Source organism: Acidocella sp. (assembly GCF_050253495.1).
GTDB lineage: Bacteria > Pseudomonadota > Alphaproteobacteria > Acetobacterales > Acetobacteraceae > Acidocella.
Map to the genome: position 1 here is coordinate 1 of NZ_JBFWIX010000017.1, position 15,570 is coordinate 15,570.

A 15,570-nucleotide genomic window follows, 5' to 3' on the forward strand; every position below is an offset into this window, starting at 1 on the left:
CCGCTTCGAACCCGCACCCTCTGGGTGATCCATCAAACGCGCCCCTCACGGCCATCAACACCATGATTTATATCGGAAATATTGAGATCCTGACAGCAAAATCAGCGATTTACTTGGGGAATGTGGGCTGAGACATTGCATTTCTCCTTATGCACGCTCTGACTCAAGATGTTTCAGAGCCGCACGCTTTTCCTCCAACATGGCAAAGGCATCATGGGTACGCTGCGCCACCTGCATGACCGTTTGCCAGTTCACGGGCAACTCCTCGGAGAGATCATGCAAATCCATCTTCGCCTGCATCGCCTTGGCGGAGAGTTTCTTCACCTCCGTCTTCAAGGTTTCGACATCGTTCATTGCCATCTCCTCAATAATTGGCCACGGCGGGGAATTTTTCGATCATCTCGATCCCGGCCTGAACATGTTTCCGACCCTCGCTGGCGAGCTTACCCAAATTATCGAAGCCAAAGCGATGTACATCGCGCAACTGCTTGTTGACCACGATCAACCGCCCCCCGATCAGCACCATGCGGCCAAAGCCTTCATGGCTCATCTTCAGCATCGGTGTCACCATCACGCCCGTGGCGCGTTCAATGCTCAGCGCCACGGCGTTGAAAAACAGTTCCAGACGCCAAATCGTCTCCGGGTCAGGATCGCCGATAATCGGCAGCGCCCGGCGTGCTTCTTTATCCAGAATGTAAGGCGCAAGCAGATCAAGATCTGGCTTGCCATCCCATGTGCCATGGGAGTCCTGCGCACGCCAAACGGTTATAAGTTCCTTGATGAACGGGGCGTCCACCGCGTCAATGACCTCAGACATGGTTCAATCCTCGAAGTCCAAAATTTTCTCACGATCCTTGGCCAAGGCCTTGCGCAACCATGGCGGTGGCGCGCCTTGCAGAACCACCTGCAATTTATCCAGCAATTCCTCGATCAATTCAGGCTGGTTGACCTTGATGGGATGAATATTCGATGCCACGACACGCGCCGCTCCCGAACCGCCGATCGCCGCGACATAAAGAATCGCGCAATCCTTTATCGCCTCCAGCTTGGGCGCCAGCTTGTCTTCATTGCCGTCTTCCTTCAAGTCACCATCGAACTGAATGCTCTTCAGAAAGTGATGCCCCTCCGGACTGACTTCATGAACGGCGATGTGCTTGGCCCAGCCAAAATGGGCATCCACACGTTTTAAATCCTGTGTTGCAAAGGCGATCTTCATACTGCCTCCTGTTCTTCCGGCTGGCGCCAGCTCTCCGTTGTCGGTTCATGATGCGCTTCATTATGCTCGATCAGCATGTTCGAGACCGCGAAAATAAGATCACGCCCTCCCTTATATCCGACCGTCGTCAGATGCCCCGCGCCAAGCCGGTCGAAAATTGGCAGACCAATGCGGAAAAACGGCAAATCCATCCGCTCCGCCATCTGTCGGCCATGCGCGTGCGAAACCAAAAAATCCCCACCCCGCTCCGAAGCCCGCGTTTCCAGATCTTCCAGATCACCGATTAGAACTTCATCGACCGGCATCTTCTCAAGTACAGGAGAACTCGTCGTCGTCACGGCCGCGACGATCTTCGCGCCGATCTCATGCAAAAATGACCCAAAATCATACAGAAGATCTGGCTCCGCCGCCATGGCGAGTTTCCGACCGCCAATATGAAAATGCCCATCCAGCATCGCATCGACGAGCTGACTGCGCTGGCGGCGATATTTCAACGGCACTTCATGGCCACTAATGTCGGAGAGAAACGCAAAAAACGCGTCATTCGGGCCTAGTCCGCACAGCCGTTCGAAAAGCTTGAAGGGCACGCCGGTTTTCTCTTCCAGGGCCCGTGCCGCGGCCCGCATCTGCGTGCCGATCGCAATCGTCCAGCCTGCCCGGCCCATATCCCTGATTTCGTCCATCCCCACACCACCCAAAGTGGTGGGGGTGAAATCCTCTGGAATATGACCATCCAACGACCCTGATAAATCCGGAAGAAATGTCGCTTCCAAGCCAAAATCCAGAAAGATCTGCCTCAGCTCGTCAATATCACCAGGCGTCATATGACAACCCGGCAACACATTCACCCGGCGCGCATCTCCCGCCCGGCGTTCTTCCGACACCATTTCCTTCACGATGGCCGCAACGGTTTTTTCCCATCCATCCTGAAACGCCCCCGAAAAATCCGGTGTCGAAACAGAAACGAGCGGATAATCCGCGAATTCTGGATGTTTTTGCCGGAAGGTCTTGATAAACCCCACGACATCATCACCCTTAATCTCGGTCACGCCTGTCGAGCAAATCCCGATCAGATCCGGCTTGGTTCTTTTATGAATATTCAGAATGGCCTGCTCGACATTCTCATACCCGCCCAGCACTGTCGCAACCTCGCTCATGGCGGTGGTCTGTAGTGGAATCGCCTCCTTGAAATGCCGGACAAACAAAACCAACCCGAACGAGGTACAGCCCTGGCTGCCATGCAGCACAGGCATCGTATTGTGCAACCCCATGAAGGCCAGCGCCCCGCCGATCGGCTGGCTCATCTTCAGCGGATTGACCGTGCATGCCTTCTTGACCTGGGTTACCTGCGCCATGGCACGCTACTCCGCCGCGAGCGACAAGACATCGCCCTTGGCATCCCATGGGGCCGGCTGACGCACCTGCTCCCAAACCGGGTTAAACAAGCTGCTTTCGATCTGTTTGATCAGCTCCACCATTCCAACATAGCCCATATAGGCATGATGCCGCTCCTGGTTGATATCGAGCCACGGCATCTTGGCCTTGAGCGCCACAAACTGCGAGCGGCCGCCCGAAAGCATGATGTCCGCCCGCGCTTCCTTAAGCATCTTGTACATTTCGCGTGGGGTCATCTCTTCAATCATATGGGCTTCCTCACCCATGATCTGCTTGATCCGCTCCTTGTCTTCCTTGGTGGATTTCTTGACGCTCGTGCCAACAATCTCCAGCCCCGCCTCCTGCAAGGCGGCAACGACCGACCAGGACTTCACCCCACCCGTGATCAGCAAAACGCGCTTGCCTGCGAGATTCACCTTGGACGGTTCAATGGCGGCATGGGCTTTTTTCTCCTCCCGCGCGATCAACGCCTCGGTGCGCTCCATCAACTCGGCGGGCGCCCCACGGCTGATCAGCAAGCGGGAAATTTCCCGCAAGGAATCACTGGTATCTCCAATGCCATAAAAAGATCCCTCGAAAAATGGAATCTGATAACGCTCTTCCATCTTACGGGCGACATTGATCATGGCTTTCGAGCACACCATCATCGCCGCCTTGGCCCGATGCGCGGAAGCCGCCTCGCGATAACGCCCATCGCCGGAAATACAGGATAGGATACGAATCCCCAGCTCATCCAGCAGTGGCTTTACCTGCCACAACTCGCCGGACAGGTTATATTCACCTATGATATTTATATCGTAAGGCGTTGTGTAGTCAGGCTCCACGGTACCAATCACATGATCCAGCAGCGCTTCGCCCGCCAGCTTGTTGCCGAGATTTTTCTGCCCCACGAAACCAGGCGAATTCACGGGAATCACGGGGCGTCCGAATTTCTGCGAGGCCGCCTTGCACACGGCGTTAATATCGTCCCCGATCATGGCGGGCACACAGGTCTGATACACGAAAATGGCGGCCGGATCGTATTTTTCTCCGATTTCCTTGATCGCCTTATAAAGCTTCTTCTCTCCTCCAAAGACGATATCCGTCTCCCCCATATCCGTCGTGAAGCCCGTCCGCCACAAAGATGATCCAGAGGATTTCGCCCCCCGGTTATCCCAGGAATTACCTTCACAGGCGATCGGTCCATGCACCAGATGCGCCACATCGGTAAAAGGCTGCAACGCGATCTTGGCGCCATCAAAGGCACAACCGCCCGCGGCTCCACCAGGCTGCAACTGTTTCGTGCACCCCTTCTTGCGTTCTTTTTCGCTTTTATTTTGATTCATGCCGCATGCAGGCTCGTTGAAAACCTCCTGGATCTTCTCGTTCAGCGATGTCATCGCGGCAAACTCCTATATTGCGAAACTACATTCCCCAAGCGCATTGCCTCCGCCGCGGAATACGGCGGAGGCATTTCGTGATTAACGGATAATATCGTAAGAATAGTCGGTCTTTCCTGGAATATTCGTCGTCGCGTCCATTTGGTCGAAGATCTTATCCAGGATCGTGATCAGCACGTTCATCGCGCCCTGATACCCCCATACCGGCCGGCGGTGATGATGGTGCCGGTCGAAAATCGGAAAACCGATGCGGATCAGCGGCGTACCCGTATCACGTTCCAGATATTTCCCGTAAGTATTGCCGATCAGGAAATCGACAGGCTCGGTGAACAGCAAGGAACGCATATGCCACAGATCCTTGCCGGGGTAAGCCTTGCAATTGGCGCCAAAGGGCGAACTCGCAAACAATTCAGCCATCTTTGCCGCCCACGCCTTGTTGCCGTTGGTGGCGAGCACATGCACCGGCTCGGCGCCCAGCTCCATCAAGAAGGACGCCAACCCATAGCACAGGTCCGGGTCGCCATAGATAGCGAATTTCTTGCCATGGATATGCGCGTTGGAATCGGCGATCGCATCCACCAGGCGGCCACGTTCCTTTTCCAGCTCCTTGGAGATCGGCTTGCCGGAAAGGCGCGCGACTTCCATCAGGAACGCATCCGTACCCGCCACGCCCACGGGATGGTTGAAGGACACCACCTCCTGACCGTGATTTCCGATCAGATCCAGCGTCTTCTCGGTGCAGAATTGCTGCATAGAGATCGTCGCCTTGGCGTTGACCGCCTTCTCGACATCTTCCAGCTTGGTACCGCCATCATACATGCGAAACTCGCCATCGGTCGGCGTGTCCCACACTTCAGAATTGTCGCCGAGGATCGTGTACTCAACCTGCATCAGGTCAAAAATGCGCTTGATCTCACGCATATTCCCGACAGTGTAGCCATCGAACCCGCCAATAAAGTTGATGCTGCCATTCTCGGCACGTTCCAGCTTCGGCACGGTTCCCGCTTTACCATCCCAGAAATGCTCGATAATGCCTTTCATGGAATTATCATATCCGGTGATATGGCTACCCACGAAGGCTGGCGTATGGGCGAAAGGCACATCGTACTCATTCGGCACGGAGCCTTTTTCCTTCGCCGTCTTGATGAAGGCGTTAAGGTCGTCGCCAATCACTTCCGCCATGCAGGTCGTGGAGACGGAAATCATCTTTGGCTTGTACATGGCGTAGGTATTGGCCAACCCGTCAACCATGTTATTAAGTCCACCGAACACGGCCGCGTCCTCGGTCATCGAGGAGGAAACACAAGAGGTCGGTTCCTTGAAATGCCGAGAAAAATGGCTGCGGTAATAAGCCACACAACCTTGCGAGCCATGCACGAACGGCAGGGTGCTCTCAAAACCGAGCGAGGCGAACACCGCCCCCAGCGGCTGGCAGGCCTTGGCGGGGTTCACCACCAGCGCCTCGCGGGCAAAGTTCTTCTCCTGATATTCCTTGGTCTTGGCCCATTCCCGAACCCGGTCCACCTCTGCCTCGGGGTGCCTGTTCTCGAAATTAGCCTGTTTGTTCGCAAACATTTCCGTATATTCCGCGCCGCGGAACAATGAAAAATGGTCAAGAACCTTATCTGCATCCTGGGTCATCTTGAAGCCCTTTCTACGTTTCGGTGAATGGCCGCTTATTCAGCGGCCAGGGGCAATGGCTGGGACTTCGGCGCCCACGGCGCGTTGGTCAGCTTCCAGACAGGCGAATTGATCGCCATATCCATGTCACGGGCGAAGATGGCAAACCCATCATAACCATGATACGGGCCGGAATAATCCCAGGAATGCATTTGTCGGAACGGCACGCCCATCTTCTGGAAAATATATTTTTCCTTGATCCCGGAACCAACCAGATCGGGCTGCATTTTCTCGACGAATTTCTCGAATTCATACCCGGTCACGTCGTCATAGATCAGCGTTGCATCCTTCACATAATGCTGCGCGGTACGCTGATAATCGTCGTTATGGGCAAATTCGTAACCCGTGCCGATCACATCCATGCCCAGATCCTCATAGGCGCCGATCACATGGCGAGGGCGCAGGCCGCCAACATACAGCATGACCGTCTTGCCCTGCAGACGCGGCTTGTATTTGGCGATCACGGCATCGACCAGAGGCTGGTACTTGGCGATCACCCGCTCAGCGCCTTCCTTGATCTTGTCATCGAAATAGCTGGCGATCTTGCGCAGCGATTCAATGATCTTGGTGGGCCCGAAGAAATTATACTCCACCCAGGGGGTGCCGTATTTTTCTTCCATGTGGCGGGAGATGTAGTTCATCGAGCGGTAGCAATGCAGCACATTGAGCTTAGCCCGGGGAGTTGCCTCCAGTTCGGCCAGCGTACCGTCGCCCGACCATTGCGCCACCACGCGCAAGCCCATCTCCTCAAGCAGGATACGAGAAGACCAGGCATCACCGCCAATGTTATAGTCACCGATGATGGCGACATCGTAGGGGCTAGGCTCAAAGGCCGGCGCCTTGCCCTCGGACTTATCGAACACCCAGTCGCGCACCGCATCGTTGGCGATATGATGCCCCAAGGATTGCGACACACCGCGGAACCCCTCGCACCGCACCGGCACGATGGTCTTGCCTTCATATTCCTTGGACTTGTTCTTCGAAACCGCCTCAATATCATCGCCAATCAGGCCGATGGGGCATTCGGACTGTACCGAGATACCGCGATTGAGGGGAAACAAGGTCTGAATTTCGTCGATCACCTTGGCAAGCTTCTTGTCGCCGCCAAACACAATGTCGTTCTCCTGGAAATCCGAGGTGAACTGCATGGTGCCGAACGTATCGATACCGGTGATGCCGATATAATAATTACGCCGCGCCGCCCAGCTATATTGACCACAGCCCACGGGACCATGGCTGATATGAATCATGTCCTTGATCGGTCCCCACACCACGCCCTTCGATCCAGCATAGGCGCAGCCACGGATCGTCATCACGCCGGGAATCGACTTGATGTTCGACTTCACACCGCAATCAGACTTGCCTTCCGTATGCACATTCAAGTGCTTGGCGCGACGCTTGGCGGTTTTCTCCGGATAAACCCGGAGCACCTCTTCAATCAGTTCCTTGTTGCGCGCCTTGATGTCCTCGGCGCTCATGGATTCCACAACGCTCATTTTCCTGCTCCTTGGCTTATCCGGTAAGGTGCCTTGGCCGCCAAAGCGGCCAAGGTTATGTTATCAGGCCACCATATCCGCGGTTTTGCCGATCATGGACTCATCCACGGCCTTCATGATGCCGTGCTCCATCAGCATGTCTTCCAGCTCATCCATGCTGATCGGGGTGGGAATCACGCCCTTGCCAGCATTGTTATGAACCTTCTGGGCCAGCGTGCGATATTCCATGGCCTGCTTGGAGTCCGGCGCATATTCCAGCACCGTCATGCGGCGCAGCTCAGCATGCTGCACGATATTGTCGCGCGGCACGAAGTGAATGAGCTGGGTGCCCAGCTTCTTGGCCAGAGATTCGGCCAGCTCCAGCTCCTTGTCGGTCTTGCGCTCATTGCAGACCAGCCCACCCAGGCGCACGCCGCCCGAGTTCGCATATTTCAGAATGCCCTTGGCGATGTTGTTGGCGGCATACATGGCCATCATCTCGCCGGACATGACGATATAGATTTCCTGCGCCTTGTTCTCGCGGATGGGCATGGCGAAACCGCCGCACACCACATCGCCCAGCACGTCGTAGGACACATAATCGATATCCTCATAAGCGCCGTTTTCCTCCAGGAAGTTGATGGAGGTGATCACGCCGCGTCCGGCGCAACCCACGCCTGGCTCCGGCCCGCCGGATTCCACGCAACGAATGTCGCGGTAACCGACCTTCATCACATCCTCGATTTCCAGATCCTCCACGCTGCCAGCGGCGGCGGCGAGGCTGAGAATGGTGTCCTGCGCCTTGGCATGCAGGATCAAACGGGTGGAATCAGCCTTGGGGTCGCAACCCACGATCAGGATGCGCTGGCCTATTTCAGCCAGGGCCGCCAAGGTATTTTGAGAGGTGGTGGACTTGCCGATGCCACCCTTTCCGTAAAACGCGATCTGTCGCAAAGACATTGTCATATCTCCTGTGAGTTCGTTGCCACTTCCCGCGCGCCCCGCGCGGATCATTCCCTTTGGTAACGTGCTCGCGGTCACGGGAAGGAACACACCGCTCGTCTTTCGCGTCTGCCTGTGCTCAGCCCTCACTCGCCGTCCCGCAATCCTCTAAGCAACCGCCGTGCCAAACCGCAAATCAATGAAAGTCCTGGTTTTTTCTTTGTTTTTTTAAAACACACTAGATGTGTCGAACCTGACAGCTCCTGTCGCGCCTGTCTCAAACGGAACAAATCCGGCCCTTTCAGCAACGGAACACTTCTTGCTTGACCTCTTCGGATCAACCATCCGGAGGGTAAGATGCAGATTGGTGTGGATACGGCCCATGCGGTGGACCAGCGCCGCGTGTTCATCATAGAGCCGGACGAGATCACCCGCGCCGCCTTGCAGTTCATGCTGCAAGACGAAATCGAGGCCCATGAGATGGCCGTTCCCGAGGCCGCGTATGAAACCGGACAGAATTGGCGCAAACCCGACCTTGTCCTGTTGTCGGCGGATCTGGTGGCGGAACGCGGGCCCGGGCTGATCGGCGAACTGACCAGCGCCTTCCCCGGGCTGCGTGTCCTGGTGGTGCATGACAAGCAGAGCGAGGCCCCGGCCCTAGCGGCGCTGCAAGCCGGCGCGCATGGTGCATTGGCCAAGCCCCTGACCATCGAAACCGTGCGCCAAAAAGTGGATACCGTGCTGGGCCGTGGCGGCGCGCCGCTCATCCAGCTCAGCCTGTAGCCGTGGACATTCTATTCTATGAAAAACCCGGCTGTGCGGGAAACGCCCGCCAGAAGGCGGCATTGCGCGCGGCTGGGCATCGGGTGACGGTTCGCAATCTACTGGCCGAACCCTGGACAAAAGCGCGGCTGCTCGTTTTTCTGAGCGATCTCCCGGTGGACGAATGGTTCAACATGTCCGCGCCCACCGTAAAATCCGGCATCGTTCGGCCCAGCGCCTTGAGCCGCGATGAAGCCCTGGACCTGCTGCTGGCCCATCCCTTGCTGATCCGTCGCCCGTTGCTGGAGGTAGGGGAGCGCCGATGCGTGGGGTTCAACGCCGCCACCCTCCTCACGAATCTGGGCTTGCTCTTGCCGGACACCGCGCCGGATGGCTGCGTTCACCCGCCGAGCGCCAAGGCTTCCTAAAAACGCCAAAACCCAAGAATGCCAAAACCCAAGAATGTTGGAACGCTTTTATGAAAGCGCTCCAACATTCCCTAAAGCCACCGGCGCGGGCATTCCCCCGCGAGCCGATACAAACCGGAAAGCCCTAGCGTGTCAGCACAACCGCCAAACGCTCGGCAATTTCCCCTCCCTTGAGATGGGTCTGAAGAATCTCATCTATATCCTCGGGCGCCTGCGGCCGATACCACGCCCCTTGCGGATACACGACCATCAATGGCTGCGCCTGGCAAAACCCCAGGCACCCGGCGGCTGTCAGCCCCACCTCGCCATTCAGCCCCTCGGCCTCCAGCTTCGCCTTCAAAAGATCGAAATATTTGCCGTTTCCCGCCGCGCCGCAGCTGCCATGCGGGTGTCCTGGCGGGCGCTGGGTCAAACACATGAACACATGATGTTTAAAGACCTGCGGCAGTTCGGTCATAACGTCACCCTTGTTATTTTCACATTCTTCGCCTCCAGGAGGGCGAGCAGTTCCCCCGTGGCCATCATGTCGCGCACGATGTCCGCGCCGCCGACAAACTCCCCACCGACATAAAGCTGCGGAATGGTCGGCCAATCGGCATAACTCTTGATCGCCTCGCGGATCTGCGGTTCTTCCAGCACATTCACGCTGGCGAACTCAGCCCCGATCTGCATCAGGATCCGCGCCACCGTGGCCGAGAACCCGCATTGCGGTGCCATCGGCGTGCCTTTCATGAACAGCACCACCGGATCGGCGGCGATGATCGCGGCGATGCGCTTCATCACATCATCACTCATTCTGGAACTCCTGATCTCTTTGATCTCTTGCCCCCCTTGCCCAGCAAAAAACGGGCCAGACGCAATCCCCCTCCAACCGCCAGATTTCCCGTGTCCAGCTCAGATCATGTCGCTAACCCGACAATGCGGAAGGCTCGAACCATGGCCCGATAATTGCTTGTTACTCTTCATCAGCATGGAGCTTCACGATGCCAGCACCCCAGCCGCGCGAGCCCTATCGCCATTATGCCGTCATCCTCGGCACCAACGAGATCGCCTCGGCCATCGCCGTAAGGCTGCATCAGCAGGGTTATTTCGCGGTTCTCTCGCACGACCCTCACCCACCGGTCATCCGCCGGCGCATGGCCTTTCATGATGCGCTGTTCGACGACGCCATTACGCTGGACGGGGTCAACGCGGCGCGCGCCGACGGGTTGCGGGATCTGCTGCGCCTGCGCCAGCAGGGCGATCGCGTCGCCATCACCGAAATGGGTCTCACCGATCTGCTGGTGCTTCAAATCCCCGATCTGCTGATCGATGCGCGCATGCAGAAATACCATATCACGCCGGACTTACGGCATCTGGCCCGGTTGACCATCGGCCTTGGCCCGAGCTTCGCCGCCGCCAGGAATTGCGACTTGGCGATCGAAACCAGACCGGATAAGCGCGGCCGCATCGTGCAGCGTGGCGCCACGGACCGTCCCGACGGCACCCCCCAAAAGCTGGGCGGGCGCGGCGAGGAGCGTTTCTCCCGCGCCGGTTTCGCCGGGCGCTGGTACACGCCCTTGGAAATCGGCACCCGCATCTTCAAGGATTTCCCCGTCGGATTCCTGGATAACCAGCCCGTGCCCGCGCCATTCGACGGGATTCTGCGCGGCGTCGTCCGAGATGGCCAGGAAGTGCAACCAGGCGTCAAACTCCTGGAGATAGATCCGCGCGGCCGCAACGCCGTCTGGTGGGGGCTGGAAGATCATGCGCTGAGCATCGCCCATGCCGTGCTCAAGGCCGTGATCCTGCATGCCAGCCGCATCCGGGGCGGCTTGATGGGGCTGCATATCGTCAAATAAAGTGGCGCCCGATGCAAGCGGTGCTTTCCACGCCTTAAACAGTTCTTTTAAAAATCAACGAAATAAAAAATTCCATAACCAAAATATTTTATTTTGTGCACAACCTTTCCCACGGCGCCAGAGCCTCTCTGGCGCCGTGGCATACATTTCGTAACTTTTCCGCTTCTGCGAACTTGATCTTTATCAAGACCAGATCGCTCCATTATATCTAAACAATTGGTCATCCCGTATTGGCGCAAGCCAGATGCGTGCTTTCGCGCAACGCGCGGCGGCATTCTTCGGCCAGTCTGGCCGCTGGACGCGAATACGCCGAACCGAGTTGGTTCAACGAAAGGAGACCAGGCATGGGCACTGAATCGACCCCACCGAACACAAGCAAAGCCGCACCCCAGCCTGACAAAACAAACAACGAATTCGAAACGTTCGACATCGACACCACCTTCGCCCACCTGCATGCCAACGCGGATGGCCTGACCACGGCGGAAGCCGAAAAACGACTGGCCCAGGCCGGGCCGAACGCACTGGCCGAGCACCATGTTTCGCTCTGGCGCCGTCTGCTCGGCTATTTCTGGGGCCCGATCCCGTGGATGATCGAGGCGGCGGGTATTCTGTCTGGCATCAACCAGGATTGGCGCAGCTTCGCCGTCATTGTCGCCATGCTGCTGATCAATGGCGGCATCGGCTTCTGGCAGGAAGCCTCCGCGGCGGACGCGCTGGATGCGCTGAAACAGCAGCTCGCCCTGAAGGCACGGGTCAAGCGCGACGGCACCTGGACCGAAATCGACGCCAGCAACCTCGTCCCCGGCGACATCGTGCGGCTGCGGCTGGGCGATGTGGTGCCCGCCGACGTCAAGCTTCTGGAAGGCGACTACCTCTCGATCGACCAATCGGCCCTGACCGGTGAATCCCTTCCCGTCACCCGCAAGCCCGGGGGCGTCGCCTATTCCAGCACAGCGGTCAAGGAAGGCGAGATGGAAGCCGTCATCTACGCCACCGGCGGCAACACATTCTTCGGCCGCACCGCCAAGCTGGTGCAAAATGCCGGGGCGGTCTCGCATTTTCAAAAAGCGGTTCTGCATATCGGCAATCTGCTCATCATCTGCGCGGGCGGGCTCTCGGCCCTGCTCATCTGCGTGGAATTGGCGCGCGGCCTACCGGTGCTCACCTTGCTGTCCTTCGTGCTGATCGTGGTCGTCGCCTCCATTCCCGTGGCTCTGCCCGCCGTGCTCTCGGTCACCATGGCGCTGGGCGCCCTGGCGCTCTCCCGCATGAAGGCCATCGTCTCGCGGCTGGAATCCATCGAGGAAATGGCTGGCATCACAGTGCTCTGCTCGGACAAAACCGGCACCCTCACCCAGAACAAGCTGACGCTGGGCACGCCATCGCCCCTGGGCGACGCCTCGCCGGAGGATGTGATCCTGACGGCGGCCCTGGCCTGCAAACGCGAGGATCACGACGCCATCGACCTGGCCGTGCTGGACGGTATCAAGGATCAAGCTGCATTCTCCCGTTACCAGCAACGCAGCTTCACGCCATTCGATCCGACCCATAAGCGCACCGAGGCCACCATCGCCCTGGACGGGCGGGAATTCCACGTCACCAAGGGCGCGCCCCAAGTCATCATGACGCTGTGCCATCTGGACGGCGCGGCGCGGGACCAGGCGGCGAAGATTGTCGATGAGGAAGCCTCGAAAGGCTATCGCACGCTCGGCGTGGCGCACTCCGACGATGGCACGGCCTGGCATTTCCTCGGCATCATCCCGCTATACGACCCGCCGCGCGTGGATTCGCGCGAGACCATCGAGGCCGCCCGCGCGCACGGAATCGACGTGAAGATGGTCACCGGCGACAATACCGCCATCGCGCGCGAAATCGCCAAGCAGCTGGACCTGGGCACCAACATCCTGCCAGCCGCCAGCACCTTGAAAGATAGCGCCCATCTGGCGCGGCTCGTGGAACAGGCCGACGGTTTCGCGGAGGTGTTCCCCGAGCATAAATACGCCATCGTCAAGGCCTTGCAGGATGAAGGCCATATCGTCGCCATGACCGGAGACGGGGTGAACGACGCCCCGGCCCTGAAACAGGCCGAGGTCGGCATCGCCGTCTCCGGCGCCACGGATGCCGCGCGCAGCGCCGCCAGCCTGATCCTCACCGCGCCGGGCCTTTCCGTCATCATCAGCGCCGTGGAGGAAGCCCGGCGCATCTTTGAGCGGATGATGAGCTACACCATCTACCGCATCGCCATGACGCTCAGCATCATGGTGTTCGTGGTGGCGACGATGCTGATCTGGAACATCTACCCGCTCACCACCATCATGATCATTCTGCTGGCCCTGCTGGACGACATCCCGATCATGACCATCGCCTGGGACAATGCGCAATTGCCCAGCAAGCCGGTGCGTTGGGAGATGAACAGGCTGCTGGCCATCTCCGCCGTGCTGGGCGGCTTGGCGCTGGCGCAAAGCTTCGGGCTGTATCTCCTGGCGCGGGACTGGCTGCATGTCCCCCTCGCCCAGAATCAGACAATGATGTTCCTGCGTTTCATCGTCGGCGGGCATTTGCTGCTCTTCTCGACTCGCACACGCCATCCGTTCTGGGCCAAACCCCATCCGTCCTGGCAGCTTTTCTCGGCGATCGTCGTCACGCAGATCGTTGGCGTGATGTTCGTGGGCTTTGGCTGGCTGATGACGCCAATCAGCTGGGGGCAAATCGGGCTGATCTGGCTCTATGATCTCATCTGGTTCGTGGCGATGGATTTCGCCAAGCTCGGCACCTACCGGCTCCTTGATTACGGCACCCACCACCAGCGTGCCTTCACCTCCATCCTCAACAAGGTATTGCACCCGCACGCTTCACCATCACGGTGAAGCGGTCAGGCCACCTCTGTTGTCTTGGCGAGTCGTTGGCTTGGCGGGCGAGGTCACATTGGCGGGGTATCGACGACGATAACCCGCCTGAACAAAGCCGGCCTCAGGCGCTGGCCTGGGACACGAACTTGGTCACCAGATAAGGCTCCAGCCCTTCCGCGCCGCCTTCCGAGCCATAGCCGGAATCCTTCACGCCCCCGAACGGCGTTTCCGGCATCGCCAAACCGTGATGGTTGATGCCAACCATACCGGATTCGATATCCTGGCCCAAAGCCGTCACCCGGCCTGTGTTGCGGGTATAGGCATAGGATGCGAGACCATATTCCAGCCGGTTCGCCTCGGCGATCGCGTCTTCATAGCTCTTGAAGGGCAAAAACAGCGCCAGCGGGCCAAAGGGCTCCTCATGCAGAACCCGGGCATCGGCGGAAATATCCGTCAGCACGGTCGGTTCGAAGAAATACCCCTTATTGCCGGCACGCTTGCCGCCGGTCCGCACCTTGGCCCCCTTGCCGACAGCATCGGCGATGAAGCTTTCCATCGCGCTCACCCGGCGGTCGTTGGCCAGCGGCCCCATGGTGGTGCCGTCTTCCAACCCATTGCCAAGCTTGATCGCCTCGCATTTGGCGACAAACCTCTCCAGGAACGGCTCATACACGCCCTCCTGCACCAGGAAACGCGTGGGGGCCACGCAAACCTGCCCAGCATTGCGGAACTTGTTGGCGGCCAGAATGGTCGCGGCCTGATCGAGATCCGCATCGTCGAAAATCAGCGCCGGCGCATGCCCGCCCAGCTCCATGGTTGCCCGCTTCATATGCTTGCCCGCGAGGCTCGCCAGATGCTTGCCGACAACGGTGGAACCGGTGAAGGAGATTTTTCTCACGACCGGATGAGGGATCAGATATTCGGAAATTTCCGCCGGCACGCCGAACACGATCTGAACCACACCCGCCGGCACGCCGGCATCCACATAGCAGCGCACCAGTTCGGCACAACTCGCCGGCGTCTCCTCGGGGCCTTTCAGTATAAAGGCGCACCCCGCCGCCAGCGCCGCGGAAATCTTGCGCACCGCCTGGGAGACGGGGAAGTTCCAAGGCGTGAATCCCGCCACCACGCCCACCGGCTCGCGCAGGGACATCTGATACACACCCGGCAAACGGGCCGGGATCACCCGGCCATAAGCACGGCGGCCCTCCTCGGCGAACCAGTCGATCACATCGGCCGAACCAGCCAGCTCCGTCTTGGCTTCGGCCAGCGGCTTGCCCTGCTCCAGGGTCATCAGCGTGGCAATCTTGTCCAGCCGTTCGCGCAGCAGGTCCGCGGCCTTGCGCATCGCCTTGGCGCGATCATAGGCGGACATCTTGCGCCATGTCGCAAAGCCCTTGGCCGCCCAGTCCAGCGCCTCGTCCAGATCCGCCTTGCCGGCATGGGCCAGCTTGCCGATCACCTCTTCCGTCGCCGGGTTCAGGATATCGATGGTCTTGCCACCCCGCGCCGCGCGCCACTGGCCGCCGACATGCAGCAATACGTCCTGGTACATTTTTTTCTCCAACATAAAACGGGCCCGGACCGCATATGGCGGCCCGGA

The 15,570-nt window shown here is 58.6% G+C and carries 15 protein-coding genes; 4 read left to right on the forward strand and 11 right to left on the reverse strand.

Annotated elements, in window-relative coordinates:
* Positions 1 to 147 precede the first annotated feature (147 nt).
* The 8 genes from AB7D48_RS12590 to nifH all read right to left on the reverse strand — a co-directional run bounded on the left by AB7D48_RS12590 (position 148) and on the right by nifH (position 8,105).
* Positions 148 to 354, reverse strand: coding sequence for a CCE_0567 family metalloprotein (locus tag AB7D48_RS12590; protein WP_427979633.1), 207 nt, complete (start codon positions 352 to 354; stop codon positions 148 to 150).
* A 10-nt stretch (positions 355 to 364) separates the two neighbouring features.
* Positions 365 to 817: a NifX-associated nitrogen fixation protein gene (locus AB7D48_RS12595; protein WP_427979635.1), complete on the reverse strand. Its 453-nt coding sequence runs from the start codon at positions 815 to 817 to the stop codon at positions 365 to 367.
* Positions 818 to 820: 3 nt separating this feature from the next.
* Positions 821 to 1,216, reverse strand: a complete 396-nt coding sequence (gene nifX / locus AB7D48_RS12600) for a nitrogen fixation protein NifX (RefSeq protein WP_427979637.1) — start codon at positions 1,214 to 1,216, stop codon at positions 821 to 823.
* Positions 1,213 to 2,571, reverse strand: a complete 1,359-nt coding sequence (nifN, locus tag AB7D48_RS12605; RefSeq protein WP_427979639.1) for a nitrogenase iron-molybdenum cofactor biosynthesis protein NifN — start codon at positions 2,569 to 2,571, stop codon at positions 1,213 to 1,215. The genes nifX and nifN overlap by 4 nt, the downstream gene beginning before the upstream one ends.
* Before the next feature lie 6 nt (positions 2,572 to 2,577).
* Positions 2,578 to 3,990 carry a nitrogenase iron-molybdenum cofactor biosynthesis protein NifE gene (gene nifE, locus AB7D48_RS12610; protein WP_427979642.1) on the reverse strand — a complete coding sequence of 471 codons (1,413 nt, stop codon included), beginning with the start codon at positions 3,988 to 3,990 and terminating at the stop codon, positions 2,578 to 2,580.
* An 81-nt stretch (positions 3,991 to 4,071) separates the two neighbouring features.
* Positions 4,072 to 5,631, reverse strand: coding sequence for a nitrogenase molybdenum-iron protein subunit beta (gene nifK, locus AB7D48_RS12615; RefSeq protein WP_427979644.1), 1,560 nt, complete (start codon positions 5,629 to 5,631; stop codon positions 4,072 to 4,074).
* Between the two features lie 35 nt (positions 5,632 to 5,666).
* Entirely contained in the window at positions 5,667 to 7,166 is a 1,500-nt protein-coding gene (gene nifD / locus AB7D48_RS12620; protein ID WP_427979646.1) for a nitrogenase molybdenum-iron protein alpha chain, read from the reverse strand.
* A 63-nt stretch (positions 7,167 to 7,229) separates the two neighbouring features.
* The gene (gene nifH / locus AB7D48_RS12625) at positions 7,230 to 8,105 is read right to left on the reverse strand and encodes a nitrogenase iron protein (RefSeq protein WP_427979649.1); all 876 of its coding nucleotides are present in this window, start codon (positions 8,103 to 8,105) and stop codon (positions 7,230 to 7,232) included.
* 339 nt (positions 8,106 to 8,444) lie between these two features.
* Here nifH and AB7D48_RS12630 point away from each other — a divergent pair, with 339 nt between their 5' ends.
* The gene (locus AB7D48_RS12630) at positions 8,445 to 8,870 is read left to right on the forward strand and encodes a response regulator (protein ID WP_427979652.1); all 426 of its coding nucleotides are present in this window, start codon (positions 8,445 to 8,447) and stop codon (positions 8,868 to 8,870) included.
* Positions 8,871 to 8,872: 2 nt separating this feature from the next.
* Complete coding sequence (locus AB7D48_RS12635) at positions 8,873 to 9,277, forward strand: ArsC/Spx/MgsR family protein (RefSeq protein ID WP_427979655.1); 405 nt, start codon at positions 8,873 to 8,875, stop codon at positions 9,275 to 9,277.
* A 124-nt stretch (positions 9,278 to 9,401) separates the two neighbouring features.
* Here AB7D48_RS12635 and AB7D48_RS12640 read toward each other — a convergent pair whose 3' ends face one another.
* Together AB7D48_RS12640 and grxD are read right to left on the reverse strand one after the other, a co-directional pair.
* Positions 9,402 to 9,734, reverse strand: a complete 333-nt coding sequence (locus AB7D48_RS12640) for a (2Fe-2S) ferredoxin domain-containing protein (RefSeq protein WP_427979657.1) — start codon at positions 9,732 to 9,734, stop codon at positions 9,402 to 9,404.
* Positions 9,731 to 10,072, reverse strand: a complete 342-nt coding sequence (gene grxD, locus AB7D48_RS12645; RefSeq protein WP_427979659.1) for a Grx4 family monothiol glutaredoxin — start codon at positions 10,070 to 10,072, stop codon at positions 9,731 to 9,733. The genes AB7D48_RS12640 and grxD overlap by 4 nt, the downstream gene beginning before the upstream one ends.
* 188 nt (positions 10,073 to 10,260) lie before the next feature.
* Here grxD and AB7D48_RS12650 point away from each other — a divergent pair, with 188 nt between their 5' ends.
* Together AB7D48_RS12650 and AB7D48_RS12655 are read left to right on the forward strand one after the other, a co-directional pair.
* Positions 10,261 to 11,118, forward strand: a complete 858-nt coding sequence (locus AB7D48_RS12650) for a hypothetical protein (protein WP_427979661.1) — start codon at positions 10,261 to 10,263, stop codon at positions 11,116 to 11,118.
* A gap of 344 nt (positions 11,119 to 11,462) precedes the next feature.
* The gene (locus AB7D48_RS12655; protein ID WP_427979662.1) at positions 11,463 to 13,985 is read left to right on the forward strand and encodes a plasma-membrane proton-efflux P-type ATPase; all 2,523 of its coding nucleotides are present in this window, start codon (positions 11,463 to 11,465) and stop codon (positions 13,983 to 13,985) included.
* A gap of 103 nt (positions 13,986 to 14,088) precedes the next feature.
* Here AB7D48_RS12655 and AB7D48_RS12660 read toward each other — a convergent pair whose 3' ends face one another.
* Entirely contained in the window at positions 14,089 to 15,522 is a 1,434-nt protein-coding gene (locus tag AB7D48_RS12660; protein WP_427979664.1) for an NAD-dependent succinate-semialdehyde dehydrogenase, read from the reverse strand.
* Positions 15,523 to 15,570 lie beyond the last annotated feature (48 nt).